Genomic DNA, 17,802 nt, shown 5'->3' on the forward strand with positions numbered 1-17,802 from the left:
CGTCGGAACCTACAAGACCCCTTCCCCGTCGAACGCGGGGATGAAGCTCTCTTCGGCGGCACCGCCCTCCTGCCAGAAGTAATCCTCCACGCCCAGCTCGTCGGCGTAGTCGAGCAGGCGCTCGTAGTCGTCGTCGGGCACGCGGCGCGCGAGCTCCGGGCAGCGGCGCAAGGCGGCCCGGGCGCGCGCGTCTCCCGCAGCGGCCGCGTCGGCCAGCACGGGCGTGTACTGGTTCATGAGCGACAGCCGAACGTCCGCGCCGTAGCGTCCGTGCACCAGCCGCACGACGCGCTTCGAATCCTCCAGCGCGTCCGGCAGCATGAGATGGCGCACCACCGTCCCGCGCACGAGGCGCGGCTCGCCGTCCACCTCGTCGTAGGCTGCGGGTCCCGTGCTCCGCACCATCTCGTCGAGGGCGGCCAGCGCCGCGTCCGGGTAGTCCGGCGCGTGGGAGTAGCGCGCCGCCAGCCCGGAGTCGGCGTACTTGAAGTCGGCGAGGTACACGTCCACGGTACCCGCGTTCGCCCGCACGGCGGCGACCGTCTCGTATCCCGAGGTGTTCCACACCGTCGGAATGGCCAGGCCGCGCCCGCGCGCGATCGACACGGCGGCGCGCGCCTGCGGCGCGTAGTGCGTGGGCGTGACGAAGTTCACGTTGAGCGCGCCCTGCTCTTGAAGCTCCAGGCATATCTCCGCCAGCCGCTCCACGCTCACGGGCCGCCCCGCCTCGCCGGCGGCTATCACGTCGTTCTGGCAATAGCGGCACTTGAGCGGGCAGTGCGCGAAGAACACGGTGCCGCTGCCGCGCTCGCCGCTGATGGGAGGCTCCTCCCAGAAGTGCAGCGCCGCGCGCGCCACCACCAGCTCGTCGTCCGCGCCGCACGCGCCGCGCTCCCCCGCCGCCCGGTTCGCGCCGCACGCCCGCGGGCACAGATCGCAAGAAGTCGGCAGGTGTTTTTCCATGTCTCACCGGTCCAAATCAATCAGCGAGGGCCGCTCTCGCGCCCAAGATCGGTGCGTTTCGCGGCCGAGCGTGCTTTCGCACGTGAGGGCAAGCGAAAAAGCGCCGAGATTGGACGCGAGAGCGGCCCGCAGCGTCGGGTCGTTCCGCCGTTCGCCAGAACGGCGGAACCTAGTTGGCGGAATACGCGCCGAATCCGGAGGGGTAGTCGCCGTGGTCGTGGCCGCAGCCGTCGTCGAACCCCTCGTCGAAGCCGTACTCGTCGTCGTCTTCCTGGGAGGCGTACGCCTGCTCGGCGCGCGTCCAGTCCAGGCCGTTCTCGGCGCAGGCCGCCTCCTCGCCGTACACCAGGGCCAGCGCGGAGGGCGCCTTGTCGGCGCCGCCGATCACGGCCAGCAGCTCCAGCAGATGCAGGCACGCCTCGGCTTGCGGCAGGATGAGGTCCACGTCGTCGGCCGCCATGAGCGCGGCCGAGAGCTCCGCCATGAGCATCTCCACCGTGTACGCGCCGTCGAAGCGCCCTTCGTTCACGGCCGTCAGCACCTGCTCGGCCTCGGGCGTCACGGCGCCCGCGCGACCGAACGACGAGCCGAACGCGTTCCCCGAGCGCTGAATGGCGCGGTAAAGCGCGTCCGCCTCGATGGCCGACATGATCTGCGCGGCGGTCTGAAGCGTGTAGGCCGCGCGCGCCAGCTGGGCCGAGCCCGACCCGCCCGTTTCCTGCACGGCGCCCACGAGCGCCTCGAGCACGGGGCGCGCCGCCGCGACGTCGTCCTCCTCGCCGCCCGCGAGGCACATGAGGTTCTCGCGGCCGAGCGCGTCGGGCGAGACCGGGTCGGCCACCACGAGCGGAGCCTCGACGGCCGCCAGGTCGCTCACGATGGCCACGGCGTTCAGCTCGCGTGCGAAGCTGGGCGTGGAGGCCGAGAGGTCCACGAGCACCGTGTTCGGCCGGGCCGCCTGCACCACGCCGTCCTCGTCGAAGTACGCGTCCTCGAGCGCGGTCTGCGACGTGCAGTACGTCACGACGACCGCAGCGCTCGCCACGTCGTCCGTGCGCGTGTAGCCCGCCTCGCCCAGACGCTCCCGAACCATCGCGCCTACGGCGTCGTTTCCGATGTATGCATACCGCTTGTCCATGAACACAGCCCCTTTCCGGGCGCTCGTAATCGTATCGTTGCGTCGTCTGCGCCGTGCGGCGCTATCCCTGCTTGACCTTCCGGGCTATGCGATCGGCCACGGACATGTCCTCGCGCTTGTCGTTGCCCCAGAACACCAGGGCTATCATGCCGGGCCCCACGTGCGAGCCTATCACAGGGCCCACGCTGCTCTCAAGGAACAGGATGGAATCGTCTATCTTCTCCAGCGCCTCCTTCAGGCGCTCGGCGTCCTTCGGGCAGTCGGCGGTGGCCACCACCACGCACTGGCCGGGGTGGGTTTCCGCCACGCGCTTCTGGTAGTACTCGGCCAGCTGCTTCACGCCCTTCTTGCGGCCGCGCGCCACGCCGGCCAGCGACAGCTTGCCGTCCAGCCCGATGGTGAGCATGGGCTTCACGTCCAGTTTCGAGCCCGCGTACGCCACCGAACCGGGGATGCGGCCACCGCGCCGCAGCGACTCCAGATCCTCCACCATGAACTCGGCGTCCACGAAAAAACGCGCCTCCTCGGCCCATTGCGCCAGCTCCCGGGCCGAAAGGCCCTTGTCGCGCTGGCGCAGCGCCTCGTACACCAGCAACCCCTCGGCCACCGACGCCAAACGCGTGTCCACCAGGTACAGCTCCGCGTCGGGATGCTCGGCCATGATCTGGTCGCGCACGAGCAAGGCCGCGTCGAAGCTGCCCGACAGCCCGCTGGAAAAGCTCAGGTACACGGTGGGCACGCCGCTTTCCACGGCGCGCTCGAAGGCCGCGCGGAACACCGGCACGGGAACCTGCGCCGTCGTAGGCTCCTCGCCGTCTCGCATGGCCTGGTAGAAGTCGTGGGCCGACGTCGCCCGGTAGAGGTCGTCGGCGTGCTCCCCGTCGCTCATGACGTAGGGGAACTCGATGAGCTCCACCCCGTCGCGGTCCACCACCTCGAACGGCAGGTCGCAGCACGAGTCGATGATGAGGTTGCAGGAATGGGACATGGGGTCGTCAGTCTCCTTCGGGGGTTTGAGGCAGGTCTGTCGGCGCGCTCACGACGTGCACAGGCGCGAGCGCGCCGGCTTCGTGAGCTTGCCGGCCAAGGCGCTGGCGCACTCGTAGGCGATGCCCACGGCCGGACCCACGTGCAGGCCGATCACGGGGCTCACGGGAAGCACCTGCACGGTGCGCCCGACCAGCGGCTCCACCACGTCGCGAGCCCACTGCACGGCGGGCGTCTTGTCGCCTATGTAGTGCACGACCATGTTCTTCAAGCCGTGCTGCTCAACGTCGTCCCTGAACGTCGCCACGATCTTCTCCAGCGCCTTTTTGCGCGTGCGCACCTTCGCGAACGTGGTGGCCTCCCCATCGGCCACGGTGAGCACGGGCGACAGCTGTATGAGGTTGCCCAGAAGCGCCGCGGCGCCCCCGATGCGGCCGCCCTTCTGCAAAAACGTGAGCGTCTCGGGCGTGAACAGGAAGCGAGTGGACTCGACGCCCTTGAGCGCGGCGCGCGTGCAGCCTTCCAGATCCTTGCCGGCGTCGCGCGCGGAGACGGCGTCGAACACCGGCCATGCCTCGTCGTAGCCGCACGAGCTGGAATCGACCAGCGCGTAGGAGAAGCCGATGTTGCGGGCCTTCACGGCGCGGGCGGCGCGCACCGCGCCCTCGTAGGCGCCCGAGAGCCCTGTGGAGATGAAGATGCCCAGCACCTCGTCGCCGGCCTGGGCCGCCTCCTCGAACACCGCCTCGAGCGCAAGCTGCGAGGGCTGGCTCGACGTGGGGATGTCGTCGACCATGTCGTAGATGTCCGCGTAGAACGCGTCCAAGTCGATGTCGGCGTCGGCAAGCTCCCGCCCGTCGCGGTTCACGTACAGCGTTACGATGTCGATGCCGGCCTCTCGCGCCACGTCGGCGGGGATGGAGGCTACCGAATCGGTGAGTATCTTGATCATGGCACCTTACCTTGGGCTTGGGCGCAGGGAGCGCAAGCTTATCGTATCCACACTAAACTACGCGATGCCGCGCATGCGGGCAACCAATTCGCGGCGGCGCTCAAAAAGACCATATTCGAGGCCGACGGGATAGGTGTGCGGGTTCAGCATGCGCTTCTGGCTCTCGTCGAGCAGGGCGAGGCCCGCCCGCGCCCGCCCGCGCGCGGCCAGCGCGTCTCGCTCGGACGCGTCGAGCACCACGCCCCCGTCGCGCGCGAGCGGCTTCAGCAGCGTCTCGGAGCACAGCCCGGCGAGGTTCTTCTGCCGCAGGTCGTCGGAAGGATCCACGATGACCTCGCGTTGCCCGTCGCCCGGCGCGTTCACGTCGAACACCATGTCGCCGGCCAGAAGCCCGCTGTCGCAGTAGAAGTAGCGCCGCACGTCCAGCACGCCGGGCGTGGTGAGCTTGCCCACGGACTCGGATATCTTCAAACGGTCGGTCCACGATTCCTCGCCCGGCTCGCGCGTGGCCGACAGCTTGTACACGCCGCCCAGCGTGGGCTGGTCGTAGGCGCAGGCCAGCTTCGTGCCCACGCCCCACGACATCACCTGCGCCCCTTCGTCGCGAATGGACTGGATGGTGAACTCGTCCAGGTCGTTGGACAGCACGATGCCGCAATCGGAAAGCCCGGCCTCGTCCAGCATGCCGCGCGCCATCTTGGCAAGCCATGCCAGATCGCCCGAGTCGATGCGGATGCCCGCCAAACGCTCGCCGCGCTCGCGCATCTCGAGCCCCACCGTGATGGCGTTTTTCACGCCCTGCGCCACGTCGTAAGTGTCCACGAGCAGGACGCAGTTCTTCGGGAACGCCTCGGCGTAGGCGCGGAAGGCGGAAAGCTCGTCGGGGAACGACATGACCCACGAGTGCGCGTGCGTGCCCGACACGGGGATGCCGAACAGCTTGCCCGCCAGCACGTTGGAGGTGGAGGCGCAGCCGCCCACGACGGCCGCGCGGCTCGCCCAGATGCCTCCCGCCGCCCCCTGGGCGCGGCGCAGGCCGAACTCCGCCACGGGAGCCTGGGCCGCCTGGCACACGCGCGCGGCCTTCGTGGCGATGAGCGTTTCGAAGTTCACGCAATTCAGAAGGGCCGTCTCGATGAGCTGGCAGTCCATGATGGGGCCCGTTACGCGCACGAGCGGCTCGTGCGGGAACACCACGGTGCCCTCGGGCACGGCGTCGATGTCCACGGACAGGCGGTAGTCGGCCAGGAAGTCCAAAAACGCCGGCTTGAACAGCTTGCCGCCCCCCGGCGCGTCGAGCGAGGCCAGGTAGGCGCGATCCTCGTCCGAGAACGCGAACCCGTCCACGAGCTCGGCCAGCTGCGCCGTGCCGCACGCCACCGCGTACCCGCCCTTGAACGGGTAGTCGCGGAAGTACATGTGGAAGCACGCCTGCGTGGCGCCCTTCCCGCTTTCCCAGTAGCCCTGCGCCATGGTTATCTGGTACAAGTCCGTGAGCAGCGCGTAATCAATGTTCATGCGTCCTCCCTCTGTCTCGAGCCGCACCACGGGGCGACCGCAGCACCGTTGTCATCCCAAGCGGAGCGACCGCAGCCGCCCCGCTTTGCCACCCCGCGCGGAGCGAGCGCGGCAGCCCCATCTGTCATCCTGAGCGGAGCGACCGCAGGGAGCGCAGTCGAAGGATCCCGTGCGGCGCCAGCCGTGGCGCTTCCCGCTGTCGCCGCACGGGATCCTTCGACTCCGGCGCTGCGCGCCTCCGCTCAGGATGACAACCTGCCGCTTCGCGCCTCCGCCCAGGGCAACGACGGACGCGCAGATCGTCAGCCCTCGCCGCCCGGGTTCTGCGGACCGCCCGCCTTGTGGCTGCGACGGCGGGCGCGGCGATGGCCGCCGTCGCCCGTCGGCGCGGCGCCGCCGGCTTTGCCGCTGCCGTTCTGCGCGGGGGCCCCGCCGCCCTGCTGGCGCAGGCCGGACGACTTCTGGCCGGGACGCGGCCCGGATTTCGCCTGGCCCTGGCCGCCCTTCGCACCCTGCTTCTTGCCGCCCTGGGCGGCGTTGCGGCCGCCGTTCTGGCCTCCCTGGCCCTTCTTGCCGCCGGCCTGGCCGCCCCTCTTCTGGCCGCCCTGCTTCTTGCCGCCGTTCGAGGACGCGTCGCCGCCCTGCTTCGGCTTGCGTTTCGAGGATCCCTCCTCCACCGCGGCGGGCTGGGCCGTGCCGTCGGCCGACACCTTCGTCGAGCGGCGCCTGCGCGGCTTGCGCGACTCGCCGCCGCTCGCCTGCGCCCCCGAGCCGGACCCGGAGCCCGCGCCGGAGCCCTTCCCGGAGCCGTTGCGGCCCTTCGAGCCCCCCTTGCCGCCCGAGCCCGTGCGCCGCACGGCCGTGGGGTCGGCCAGCTTGTCCGCGCCCGTGAGCTGCGTGGTGGCGAAGATGGAGCTTTCGCCCGCCACGCCTATCACGGCCTGCGTCGTGGCCTCGTCCCACGCCTCCTCGCCCACGCGGTTCGGACGGTTCGCGCCCTCCTCGGGGGGGTCGAAGTCCGCCAGCGGCACCTTCACGGGCTTCTCGCCGTCGACCTTGAGCGACACCACCTCGCGCGGCACGTCCAAATCCACGACCTTCGCCATGCCCGCCGGCGTCTCCACCTGGGAGTTCTGCTTCGGCGCACGGCTCTTGAAGTCCTTGTAAGCGTCGAACTCGTAGCGCAGGCAGCACATGAGGCGGCCGCACACGCCGGAAATCTTCTGCGGGTTCAGCGAGAGGTCCTGCTCCTTCGCCATGCGGATGGACACGGGGCAGAACTCGCCGCCCAGGCGCTTGCAGCACAGCTCCTGGCCGCAATGGCCCAGGCCGCCCACCATGCGGGCCTCGTCGCGCACGCCGATCTGGCGCATGTCGATGCGCACGTGGAAGTGCGCGGCCAATTTGCGCACGAGTTCGCGGAAGTCCACGCGTTCCTCGGCCTCGAAGTAGAACACGGCCTTGTCGCCGTCGAGCAGGAACTCCACGGACACGGGGTGCATGTCCTCGCTGGCCTCGGCAGCCATCTGCTTGAACACGGGCAGCGCTTCCTCCGAGCGGCGACACATCTCCTCGGCCCGCTCGGCGTCCTCCTCGCTCGCGAGCCGCTTCACCGGCTTGAGCGCGGTCTTGAGCTTCTTCACCTGGGCCTCGTCGGCCTCGAACACGTCGTCGGCCATGCGGCCGAACTCCAGGCCGCGCGCCGTGGACACCACGACCGGGTCGTCCTTCTTCAGTTCCAAGTCGCCCGGATCGAACCAGAGCGTCTTCGGGTTGTAAGCGAGCCTTATGGGCGCTATCCGAACCATTAGCCGATACCTCTCTATCTCATGCGCGCGTCCGCCGCGTGCGGGCGGGGGCGGTACAGCGCGTCCTTCGTTTCGAAGAGCAGCGCGTCGATGCACGTTTCAGGGGATACATTATACGAGATGGCCTCGTCGCAGCGGCGCACGGCCGCCAGCGCGGCGGCCACGCGGGCCTCGTCGGTGGCGCGGGCGGCGTCCTCGATCGCGCCGCGGGCGTCCACGTTGATCACGAGCTCGGGCGTCTCGGCGCACACGGCCAGCACGTCGCGCAGCCACGAGCGGATGATGGCCGTGAGCTGGCGCAGCGACTCGAAGCTCTTGGCCGTGAGCTGGCGCTTGTTGCGCGCTTCGATCTGGCGCATGGCCGACTTCGCCAAAAAGTCCGCGTTCTCGGCCAGCTCCTCCTCCTGCGCGGCGCGCACGACGTCGAGCGGGGCCTTCGCCAGCACCACGAGCTCGCTCGCCTGCCCCAGCAGGTCCCAGTCGTCGGCGTTGCGCAGAAGCGCCAGGGCCTCCAGCACGCGGGCGCGGAACGCCAGGCGCTCGTTGGACTTGAGGAACTCGATGCCGCGCGTGATGGAGCCGTCGCACGCCTCGATGGCGATGCGGGCCTTCTCCAGCGACGCCCCCGTGTTCTGCGCCAGGATGCCGGCGGCCTCGCTGGCCGGGATGTGGCGGAACGGCACCACCTGGCAGCGCGACACGATGGTGGGAAGCACGCTCTCGCGCGTGCGGCCCAGCAGGATGAGCACCACGTCGGACGGCGGCTCCTCCAGCGTTTTCAGGAAGGCGTTGGCCGCCTGCACGCCCAGCAGGTCCACGCGGTCGAGGATGTATATCTTCTTGTCGGCCTGGATGGGCGCGAGCGCCGTGTCGGCCGCGATGTCGCGGATCTGGTCCACCAGATAGCCGCCGGCCCCCTCGGGCGCGAAGTAGCGCACGTCGGGGTGCTTCTTGCGCATGACGCGGCCGCACGTGTCGCAGGCGCCGCACTGGCCGCCGCGCGGGCCGCGGGGGCCCTTCGGGCACAGCAGCGCCTGGGCCAGGGCGTAGGCCGCCATCGTCTTGTTCGAGCCGGCCGGCCCCGTGAACAGGTAGGCGTGCGTCACGCGCCCGTTCGCCACGCTCGTGCGCAAAAACTCGCGCACCTGCGGCTGGCCGAGTATGTTCTCGAAGGCATCGGCCATGCCCTACTTCCCCCGCCTTCCGCCGTGCGGGCCATCCGGCGCGGCCGCGCGGCCGCCGTCCGGCCCCTTCGACGCGTTGCGGGAGCCTCCGGAGCCGTTGCCCCGCGCCCCCCTGCCGCCGCTGCCGCTCCGCGCCCCCTTCGAAGCGCCGCGGCCCTTGCCGCCGGAAGCGCGGTTGCCGGAACCCGCGCCCTGCGGGCGGGGACGCCGCACGTCGAGCGGGGCGAAAAATTTCTCGTCGTCCAGAACGTCGGCCATCCACGGGAACAGGTCCGCCAGCTCGCGGAACACGCGGGCCGACGTCTTCGACTTCTTGGAAGCCGACTGCACCACGCGCACGCGGTCGGCATGGTCGCGGGCAAGGGCGAGGAAGCCCTCGTTCACGCGCGTGTGGAACTCCTCGCCCGCCAGCTCCAGGCGGTCGGCGCCGTTGCGGTGCGTGGCGCGAGCGAGCCCCGTCTTCGCCGAGCCGCCCGTGACCATGAGGATGGTGCGGTGGGGCACCGTGCCCTGGCAGGCGAAGGCGTTCGCGCGCTCTACGAAGTCCGCGTCCAGGCCGCGTCCGTGCACCTGGTAGGCCACGGTGGAGTCGGCGAAGCGGTCGCACAGCACCACGGCGCCGCGCTCGAGAGCCGGCCGGATGACCTCGGCCACGATCTGGGCGCGGGCGGCCTCGTATATGAGCAGCTCGGCCTCGTCGGCCAGGTTCTCGTTCTTCGGATCCAGCACCACGGCGCGCAGCTCTTCGCCCACGGCGGTGCCGCCGGGCTCGCGCAGGCACACCACCTCGCGGCCGCGCTCGCGCAGCTTCTCTGACAGGAAGCGGATATGCGTCGTCTTGCCGGCGCCATCGCCGCCCTCGAACGTTATGAAGATGCCGCGGGGGGCATCGCTTTCCGAAAAATGCTGCGTCACGGTGTCTTTTCGATCCTTACAATCAGCGCCGACGGGCGGCGCGCTCAGACGAGGTCGTACACGTCGCGCCCGCGAACGTCCACGCCCACGAACACGGGGAAGTCCACCACCTCGATGCGGCGCAGCGCCTCGGTGCCCAAGTCGTCGTACGCCACCGTTTCCGATGATGCCACGCACTTCGCCAGGTAGGCCGCAGCCCCGCCGCACGCCACGAAATAAACGGAACCCGTGGCCGCGCACGCCTCGCGCACCTCGGCGCTGCGCCGGCCCTTCCCCACCGTGGCCGCAATGCCCGCGCGGTGCAGCGCCGGCGCCGCGAAGTCCATGCGGCTGGCCGTGGTGGGCCCGACCGCGCCGAACGGGCGGCCGGCGGCCGCGGGCGTGGGGCCCGCGTAGAAGATGGTCTGGCCGTCCAAGCCGTAGGGCAGCTGCCCGCCGGCGGCCTCCAGCTCGGCCATGAGGCGTACGTGGCCCGCGTCGCGCAGCGTGTACAGCGGCCCCGTGAGCAGGCAGGCGTCGCCGGCCTCCAGGTCGGCCAGCGCGGCGCGGTCGAGGGGCAGGGTCAAACGGACAGGGTCGACGCTAGCCACGACGCGCCCCCTCGCTTTTTCCATCCTGAGCGGGGCGACCGCAGGGAGCGGAGCCGAAGGATCCCACGCGGGCCGCCAGGCCAGACGAGCGATCGAGCGGCACGTTCCCGTCCTCTTCCGCAGCGCTCAACGCTGACGCCGCGCGGGATCCTTCGAATCCGCGCTGCGCGCTGCGCTCAGGATGACAAAGGCCTTCCTCCGCAGACAAGTCCACCGTGCATCTCCGCATGGCGGAGCAACCCATGTTGATGGCGAGCGGCAGCGCGGCGATGTGGCACGGGGCCGTGGCCACGCGCACGGCCAGCGCCGTCGTGCGGCCGCCCAGGCCGCCGGGGCCCACGCCCGTGGCGTTCACGGCCTCCAGCAGCTCCTCCTCCAGCGCGCGCACGCGCGGATCGGCCGCGGGCACGTCCACCGGCCGCATGAGCGCGCGCTTCGCGAGGCCGGCCACCTTGTCGAACGTGGAGCCGATGCCCACTCCCACCACGAGCGGCGGGCAGGCGTTGGCGCCCTTCTCGCGCACGCAGCGCACGAGCTCGTCCACGATGCCCTGCTTGCCGGCGCCCGGCACCAGCATGACCACGCGGCTCGCGTTGTCCGAGCCGCCGCCCTTCAGCATGACGTGCAGCCGTGCCGTGCCCGCCTCGTCCACCGGGTGGACGTCGCAGAACGCGGGCGTGTTGTCGCCCGTGTTCGCGCGGTCGAGCACGGCGTCGCGCACCACCGACTTGCGCAGGCGCGCCTCGTCGTAGGCGCGGGCGACCGCGTCGTCCACGTCGGCGAACACGTCGCCGGCCGCGAGGACGCCCGGCCCTATCTCCAGGCTCACCCATACCGTGCCGGTGTCCTGGCAGATGGGCACGCGGTCCTGCCGCGCGATGCGCGCGTTCTCCACCAGCTGGTCGAGCACGGCCCGCCCGCGCGGGCCGTCCTCCGCAGCGCGCGCCGCCTCGAGCCCCGCCGCGATGTCGGCCGGCAATTCGCAGGCAAGCTGCGGGATGGCCGCGTAGACGGCGTCCGCAACCTGTGATTTCGTGATGATGGTGTCCATGGAAAAGATTATAGCGCAAGCATTGCGCTCGCCGTGCGAAATGCGGTAAGCGCGTCCAACCCCTTCGAACCCCCTGCGGAACGGGGCCGCGCAAGCGACTCGCTCGAAAGCGCGCAAAAATCTGCGACGCTCGATGCTCGGCGAGGGGCGTTCCTCCTCGCCGGCCTGTCCCTGCCGAGAATCACCTGGTCGGAAGAACGGCATCCACGATGCCGCACGGCACCGTTTCGAGCAGGACGGCTTTTCCCCTCTCCCTGTCGTCAAACGTCGCGGGTTTTTGTGCAATTCCGGCATGCTTTCTTGCACGAGCTACCGAACGGCCGCGGAACCCTCCGTCTCCATAAACCGTTGCACAAAAATCACCGAGGTCCCCCGTCTCACGGCGCTTTTGAGCCTGAGCACATCGACCCAACCCACTCGTATCGATCGTTTGCCCAGTTCGCGCAACTTGAAAACGCTCGCATGCAACGCTGGTAAGGGGGACGTCGGTGATTTTCGTGCAGCTGAGCGACTGTGCGAAGCTCAGGACGCTCGCCTTGCGGCTGGAAACGCGCTATACGCTGTCGCCCTCCAATGCGGAAGGCGACAGCGTGTCGGACGCGAACCCTACCGGTCAGTCCAGATGGAACAGCTCCTCCACCGTCGTGCCGAGTTCGCGGGCGAGGCGCAGGGCGAGGGGCAGCGTGGGGTCGTACTTGTCGTTCTCCACGGCCACGATGGTCTGGCGGCTCACGCCGCAGCGCTGGGCCAGATCCTCTTGGCGCAGGCCCTTCTCCTTCCGAAGCCGCTTGATGTCGTTGCGCATAACCGGCCCGCCCGCTACGCCACGTAGAGCGCGAAGAAGCCGGCGAAGAACGCCACGATCGCCACTCCCAGCCCGCCCACGAGCAGCTGCGCGACGCGGTTGGGCTCGCGGTACTCGTCGTCGCCCGCCACCATGCTCCGCTTCATCCACTCCTCCGACAGGCCCTGCGCCAGGAGCACGGCGATGAGCACGAGTCCCGGCAGCATGTCGTGGAAGCGACCGGTCGTCACGTACAGCACCAAGTCGACAAGCGTCCATGTGGCCAGCAGCAAGAGGGCGAGCTTGAACCCCAGCGACTCCGACCGCGTCTTGATCGATTTCTCCATCTCGTCCATGTCCGGCTCCTTCCGCCTTCATTCTGAAAATGTAAAGAACTCTTGACTTTTCAGAGTATGCCACCCCTGCGCAAAAATGTCAAGAGCTCTTTACTTTTCGCATGTTCGAAAGCGAAGTCGTTCGGGTGGTGCGCCGCTACTTCACCACGAAGTCGCCGGGAAGGCGCGGAGCCGTGCGACGGTAGGAAACGGCGGGGTGGCCCAGCAGCATGCAGATCTGCAGGAGCCGGTCCTCGGCCTGAAGGAACGCCTTGACGGCGGGAAGCTCCTCGGCGGCGCGGCACAGGTAGCCGTTGAACAGGACGCCCAGGCCGAGCGAGGCCGCCGCGAGCTCCATGTTCTGCGCGGCCAGCCCGGCGTCGTCGGCGCGGTCGGCCGCGACGAACGCGACAGCGGGCGCGTTGCGGAACAGGAAGTCCTGCCGCCCCGCCCGCGCATCGCGCAGGAAGGGCTTGTAGAGCTTGACCCAGCGCGGCTTGTCGGCGGCGGGAAGCGCGAGCAAGTCCTCGATACCGCTCCACACGAGGCGTTTGAGCTCGTCGAGCTCGTCCTGCACCACGACGAAGCGGCAGCCTTGGGCGTTCTTCGCCGTGGCGGTGTAGCGTCCCGCCTCCAGCACGAGACGCAGCGCGTCCTGCTCCACCGCGCGCGGGCGGTAGTCGCGCACGCTGCGGCGCGACTTGATGGCTACGAGCAGCGCCCGCGCGTCGATGGTCGTGCCGGCAGGAGCGCACGGCTCCACGTCCGCCATGTCGTAGCCCGGAATGGACACCGCCTCGGTCGGGCACACGGCCACGCAGTGCCCGCACAGGATGCAGCGCCCTTTCACCTGGGCAACGCCATCCTCCACCGCCAGGTTCGCGCCCACGCAGTCTTCCACGCAACGCCCGCACCCGATGCACCGCTCAACGTCGATCTCTATCAGCATGTTGAACCTCTCTTATTAAGGAGAGTTCGACCCCTCCCCCAACGAAGGGAGCGCCGCCCAAGCGACGCCCCCATGATCCGCGCTATAGTAGTAACCCGCCGGCCCATCCAACCCGCAACAAGGGCGGGGAGGTCGTGCAGGGTGCCGAGCTTTCGCGAAGTGTGCGAGAAGCCCTGTGCGACCTCCCCGCCCGCCCCGCAGGTCGAGCCTACTCCGGCAGGTTCGCCAACCCCGCGCGGACGCTGTCGGCGCTCGCCTGCAGCGCGGCCAGCTCGTCGTCGTTCAGGTCGAACTCGACGACCTCCTCCACGCCGCCCTTGCCTAGGCGCACCGGCACGTTCATGTAGAGGTCCTCGATGCCGTACTGGCCGTCGATGTGCGCGCACACGCTCATGACCTCGTGCGTGTCGCCCAGGATGGCCTCGACCATCTTCGCGATGGACGCGCCCGGCGCGTAGTAGGCGCTGCCCGTCTTGAGGTGCGCCACCACCTCGGCGCCGCCCTTGACGCAGCGCTGCACGGCTTCGGCCACGGCCGCCTCGTCCATGAGCTCGGTGATGGGCGTGCCGGAAACCGTGGTGAAGCGCGGCCAGCACACCATGCCCTCGCCGTGCGCGCCCACGGCCCAGGCCACCACGTCGGCCGGCTCGCAGCCCAGCTTCTCGCACACCGCGAACGACAGGCGCGAGGAGTCCAGAACGCCACCCATGCCCATGAGGCGGTTCGCCGGCAGGCCCGACTGCCGATACGCCAGCGTGGTCATGACGTCGAGCGGGTTCGTCACGCAGATGAACACGGCGTTCGGGGAAGCCTCCATGGCCTGGCCGATCACCGACTTCATGATGCCGGCGTTCACGCCGAGCAGGTCCTCGCGCGTCATGCCGGGCTTGCGGGCGATGCCCGCCGTGATGACGACGATGTCGGAGTCGCGCGTGTCGGCGTAGTCGTTCGTGCCGGTCACGCGCACCGTGAACTTCTCCACGCTGCGCATGTGCATCATGTCGAGCGCCTTGCCCTGCGGCAGGCCCTCGGCCACGTCGATGAGCACGACGTCGGCCAGGTTCTTGGACGCGATGATGTGGGCGGCGGTGGCCCCGACGTTGCCGGCGCCGACGATGGTTACTTTAGACATGTGATAGCTCCTTCGAAGTCAGATTCAGCGACCGCATTGTAGCGCCCCGCGCCGCCGTCGGCGGCCGGGAGCCGCGCATCTCCAGCGAAACGGCACGTCGCGGCATGCTTCACGGACCTCGAACGCACGGTTTTCGCCGCAATGTTACGCTTCGGTCCGAGAGCTTCCGCCGTGAAGCAGCGCCATCTGGGAAAATGCTCGTCGGCGACGGCATGCGCGACATCGTGGCCCCGAAAACCTTCCGCAAAACGTAACATTGCGGCGAAAACCGTGCGTTCGAGGCCGACTTCCCCGTCGGATCGCCGTCGGCGCAATCCCGTCGATCCGCCTGCGGCAAGTCGGCCAACCTCTGCGGAAGGTTCCAGACGGGCGGGGGCATCGTCGCCCGGCCCGCTTTCAAGCGCCTTGGTTCGCGAGCGTCCAGGCGCGCGGCCTCTATGACGATTCGACGCGAAGAACCGACTGGCCGGTCCGATGACCACGTCGGCCACGAAAAAACGGCGCAGCCGTTGGGCTGCGCCGTCGAAGGGCGAAACGGATGCGCGGGCGTTAGGCCTTCTTGGCGGGCGCCTTGCGCTTGGCGGGGGCTTTCTTCGCAGCCGGCTTCTTCACGGCCGGCTTCTTGGCGCCGCCCTTGGCGTCCTTCTTGTCCTCGTCCTGCTCCTTGCCGGGGCAGTCGAAGTTCGGGCAGAGCTTCCAGGGGCCGCGGTTCGTGGTGACGATGACCATGGGCGCGCCGCAGTGCTCGCACACCTCGCCCGTGGCGGCCAGCGCCCCGTACTGGGGCAGCGGGTAGCCCGTGCCGCATTCGTCGTAGTTCTCGCAGCGGATGAAGCGCTTCAGCGTGCGCGGGTTCTTCTGCGCGATGAGCTTGGCCGTTTTGCCCTTCGCCTTGCAGGCGGGACACTCGCCCACCTCCACGTCGGGCTCCTTGTTCGTGGAGCAGTTCGGGTCGATGCAGATGGTGCGCGGTTTGCTGCGGAAGGCCGTCACCTTCACCTGGGGCATGCCGCACGTGGGGCACGGCTCGGGCACGGCCTCCACCTTGCCCTTGGGCAGGGGGTACGTGACGTCGCAGTCGGGCCAGCCGGAGCAGCCGATGAACATGCCGCGCGTCTTCTGGCTCGCGCGCAGCTGCAAATCCTTGCCGCACTTGGGGCAGGGTCCCACGTAGGCGTCGGCGGCCACGGCGTCTGCCAGAGCGTCCTTCACCTCTTCCGAGTGCGGAAGCAGGCTCGCCAGCTGCTCGGACAGCAGGTTGCGGGACGTGTCGACCACCTGGGACTTCGTCGTGCGGCCCTCGGCGATGTTGTCCATCTCCTCTTCCAGCTCGGCCGTCATCTCGGGGTGGGTGATGTGCGGGGCGAACTTGTCCAGCGCGTCGCACACCGCCATACCCAGCTGCGAGGGCTCGATGGGGTCGTTCTGGATGTACTTCACCGTGTACAGGCGCTCGATGATGGAGTGGCGCGTGGACTTCGTGCCCAGGCCCAGCTTCTCCATCTCCTGGATGAGCTTGCCCTGGCTGTAGCGCGCGGGCGGCTCGGTCTGCTTCTTCGTGCACGTGGCGCCGCCGAACGCGATGGTCTCGCCCTCGGAAAGCGCAGGAAGCTGCTCGTCCTTCTTCAGGCCGTAGGGGTAGATGGCGCGGTAGCCCGGCTTCACCAGCACGTCGCCCTTCGCCACGAACGGCTCGGCGTTCACGTCGAGCGTCACCTTCGTGCCCTCGATGACCGCCGCCTCGGACAGCGTCGCCAAGAAGCGGCGCGCGATGAGGTTGTACAGCTTGTAGTCGGCCGGCGCCAAATCGTCGGGCGTGGCTTTGGCCGTGGGGTAGATGGGCGGGTGGTCCGTCGTCTCCTTCTTGCCGCGCGTGGCCTTGAGCTCGCCTTTTGCCAAAAGCTCCTTGCAGTACGGCGCGTAGGCGGGGTTGCCGGAGATGGCCTTCACCGTCTCGGCCAGGTCGAGCGAGCTGGGGTACACCGTGTTGTCCACGCGGGGGTACGAGATGTAGCCGTCCATGTACAGGCTCTCGGCGATGCGCATGGTGCGCGCGGGCGAGATGCCCTCGGCCGACGCGGCGGCCATGAGCGAGGTGGTGTTGAACGGCGCGGGCGGCTGCACCGTGCGTTTCTTCTTCTCCACGGACGACACCGTGGCGGTTGTCGCGCCCTCCACGTGCGCCATGACGGCTTGCGCCTCGGCCTCCACCTTGAAGCGGGCCGTGGCGTGCGGGGCCTCGAAGGCGTCCGGGTCGGCGCCGAACGCGCCGCGGATCACCCAGTAGTCCTCGGGCACGAACGCCAGGCGCTCGCGCTCCTTGGCCACGATGAGCGCGAGGGTTGGCGTTTGCACGCGGCCGGACGAGCGCACGTTGCCGTAGCCGGCGAACTTCACGAGCGTCAGGTAGCGCGTGAGCACCGCGCCCCAGATGAGGTCGATGTCCTGGCGCGACGCGCCGGCGGACGCCAGGTTCACGTCAAGCTCCACCAGGTTGGAGAACGCGTGTGTGATCTCCTCCTTCGTGAACGCCGAGTAGCGGGCGCGGGACACGGGCGCCGTGTCGTTCACTTCCTGGATGCACGAGAGCGCGTCGCTTCCGATGAGCTCGCCCTCGCGGTCGAAGTCGGTGGCGATGATGACCGAGTCGGCCTTCTTCGCCAGGTTCTTCAGGGAGCGGATGATCTCCTTCTCCTTGGGCTGCTTCTTGATGGGCGCGTACACCAGGTACGGCAGCGCGTCCATCTTCCACGTCTTCAGCTCCACGCCGTCTTCGGTGAAGGGCTTCTTCTTTTTGAAGGGGGGTTTGGGCAGCGTCGCGGGCAGGTCGGCGGGAAACGTCTCGCCCTCCTCGGTCACGCCCTGCCAGCCGCCGCGCTTCTTGTACACCATCGAGGGGGTGAAGTCGGGCTCCAGGATGTGGCCGCGCAGGCCGATGGTCACCCATTCCTCGCCGTCCACGTCGAAGCGGTACACCGGCGTGGAATACACCTTGTCCGCCTTGGGTTTCTTCACGCCGAGCAAATCGGCGATTTTCTGAGCCGCGTCGTTCTTCTCGGTTACCACCAGCTTCACGCGGTTCCTCCTGTTTCAACGGGGCCGCCTCCCGCGGCCTGGTTACGTTCACACGATTGCCCCAACTGGTTTATTAACGTGTGCGGGGATGAAGCGCTCGCGACGGGCGCGGGCCGTCGAAACGGCGCGCGCACCCGATGTCGGGCGCAGCAGACGTTAGCATACACGATTTTTCGCGAATGCGGTGAAAATTGCGATTCTCTTGAAGAAAGCGCGAACCTTCCCGACAGGGCTGGAAAGGGGCGGATAGGCGGACCGGCGAGGGATCAAACCTTGCAGGTTTTCAACGCGGCCAGAAAACCCCTGATCGCCCCACAACAAACGGGCGACGGGGCCAAAGCGAGTTCGGGAAATGCGATGGGGATTTCGTTACCGCGCGTTGGAGAAGCTGCGGGCGTTTCGTGAACCGGGCGATTCTCGG

Annotated in this window: 15 protein-coding genes; all 15 read right to left on the reverse strand. The window is 68.9% G+C overall.

Annotation, left to right across the window (positions count from 1 at the left end):
• Nucleotides 1-9 precede the first annotated feature (9 nt).
• Entirely contained in the window at nucleotides 10-963 is a 954-nt protein-coding gene (locus tag C1878_RS04450; protein ID WP_114600499.1) for a 4Fe-4S cluster-binding domain-containing protein, read from the reverse strand.
• A 169-nt stretch (nucleotides 964-1,132) separates the two neighbouring features.
• A complete protein-coding gene (locus C1878_RS04455) occupies nucleotides 1,133-2,101 on the reverse strand; it encodes an NAD(P)-binding domain-containing protein (protein ID WP_114600500.1) in 969 nt (322 codons plus the stop codon).
• Nucleotides 2,102-2,162: 61 nt separating this feature from the next.
• Nucleotides 2,163-3,089 (reverse strand): DegV family protein, encoded by a 927-nt coding sequence (locus tag C1878_RS04460; protein WP_114600501.1) that lies wholly within the window; start codon nucleotides 3,087-3,089, stop codon nucleotides 2,163-2,165.
• A 48-nt stretch (nucleotides 3,090-3,137) separates the two neighbouring features.
• Nucleotides 3,138-4,040 (reverse strand): DegV family protein, encoded by a 903-nt coding sequence (locus C1878_RS04465; RefSeq protein WP_114600502.1) that lies wholly within the window; start codon nucleotides 4,038-4,040, stop codon nucleotides 3,138-3,140.
• 57 nt (nucleotides 4,041-4,097) lie between these two features.
• Nucleotides 4,098-5,558: a nicotinate phosphoribosyltransferase gene (locus C1878_RS04470; protein WP_114600503.1), complete on the reverse strand. Its 1,461-nt coding sequence runs from the start codon at nucleotides 5,556-5,558 to the stop codon at nucleotides 4,098-4,100.
• Nucleotides 5,559-5,860: 302 nt separating this feature from the next.
• Entirely contained in the window at nucleotides 5,861-7,366 is a 1,506-nt protein-coding gene (locus C1878_RS04475; RefSeq protein ID WP_114600504.1) for a regulatory iron-sulfur-containing complex subunit RicT, read from the reverse strand.
• A 14-nt stretch (nucleotides 7,367-7,380) separates the two neighbouring features.
• Nucleotides 7,381-8,550 (reverse strand): ATP-binding protein, encoded by a 1,170-nt coding sequence (locus C1878_RS04480; RefSeq protein WP_114600505.1) that lies wholly within the window; start codon nucleotides 8,548-8,550, stop codon nucleotides 7,381-7,383.
• A 3-nt stretch (nucleotides 8,551-8,553) separates the two neighbouring features.
• Complete coding sequence (gene tmk / locus C1878_RS04485) at nucleotides 8,554-9,465, reverse strand: dTMP kinase (protein ID WP_199519288.1); 912 nt, start codon at nucleotides 9,463-9,465, stop codon at nucleotides 8,554-8,556.
• Nucleotides 9,466-9,509: 44 nt separating this feature from the next.
• Nucleotides 9,510-10,055: a fumarate hydratase C-terminal domain-containing protein gene (locus C1878_RS04490; RefSeq protein ID WP_114600506.1), complete on the reverse strand. Its 546-nt coding sequence runs from the start codon at nucleotides 10,053-10,055 to the stop codon at nucleotides 9,510-9,512.
• Nucleotides 10,048-11,106 (reverse strand): fumarate hydratase, encoded by a 1,059-nt coding sequence (locus tag C1878_RS04495; protein WP_241963605.1) that lies wholly within the window; start codon nucleotides 11,104-11,106, stop codon nucleotides 10,048-10,050. The genes C1878_RS04490 and C1878_RS04495 overlap by 8 nt, the downstream gene beginning before the upstream one ends.
• A gap of 613 nt (nucleotides 11,107-11,719) precedes the next feature.
• Nucleotides 11,720-11,911, reverse strand: coding sequence for a helix-turn-helix transcriptional regulator (locus C1878_RS04500; protein ID WP_080145037.1), 192 nt, complete (start codon nucleotides 11,909-11,911; stop codon nucleotides 11,720-11,722).
• 14 nt (nucleotides 11,912-11,925) lie between these two features.
• Nucleotides 11,926-12,246: a hypothetical protein gene (locus C1878_RS04505; RefSeq protein ID WP_114600507.1), complete on the reverse strand. Its 321-nt coding sequence runs from the start codon at nucleotides 12,244-12,246 to the stop codon at nucleotides 11,926-11,928.
• A gap of 136 nt (nucleotides 12,247-12,382) precedes the next feature.
• Entirely contained in the window at nucleotides 12,383-13,174 is a 792-nt protein-coding gene (locus C1878_RS04510; protein ID WP_114600508.1) for a nitroreductase family protein, read from the reverse strand.
• Between the two features lie 208 nt (nucleotides 13,175-13,382).
• On the reverse strand, nucleotides 13,383-14,306 hold the full coding sequence (mdh, locus tag C1878_RS04515; RefSeq protein WP_114600509.1) for a malate dehydrogenase: 924 nt from the start codon (nucleotides 14,304-14,306) through the stop codon (nucleotides 13,383-13,385).
• 549 nt (nucleotides 14,307-14,855) lie between these two features.
• Nucleotides 14,856-17,381: a DNA topoisomerase I gene (locus tag C1878_RS04520; RefSeq protein WP_114600510.1), complete on the reverse strand. Its 2,526-nt coding sequence runs from the start codon at nucleotides 17,379-17,381 to the stop codon at nucleotides 14,856-14,858.
• Nucleotides 17,382-17,802 lie beyond the last annotated feature (421 nt).

It is taken from the genome of Gordonibacter sp. 28C, from assembly GCF_003339845.1.
Taxonomy (GTDB): Bacteria; Actinomycetota; Coriobacteriia; order Coriobacteriales; family Eggerthellaceae; genus Gordonibacter.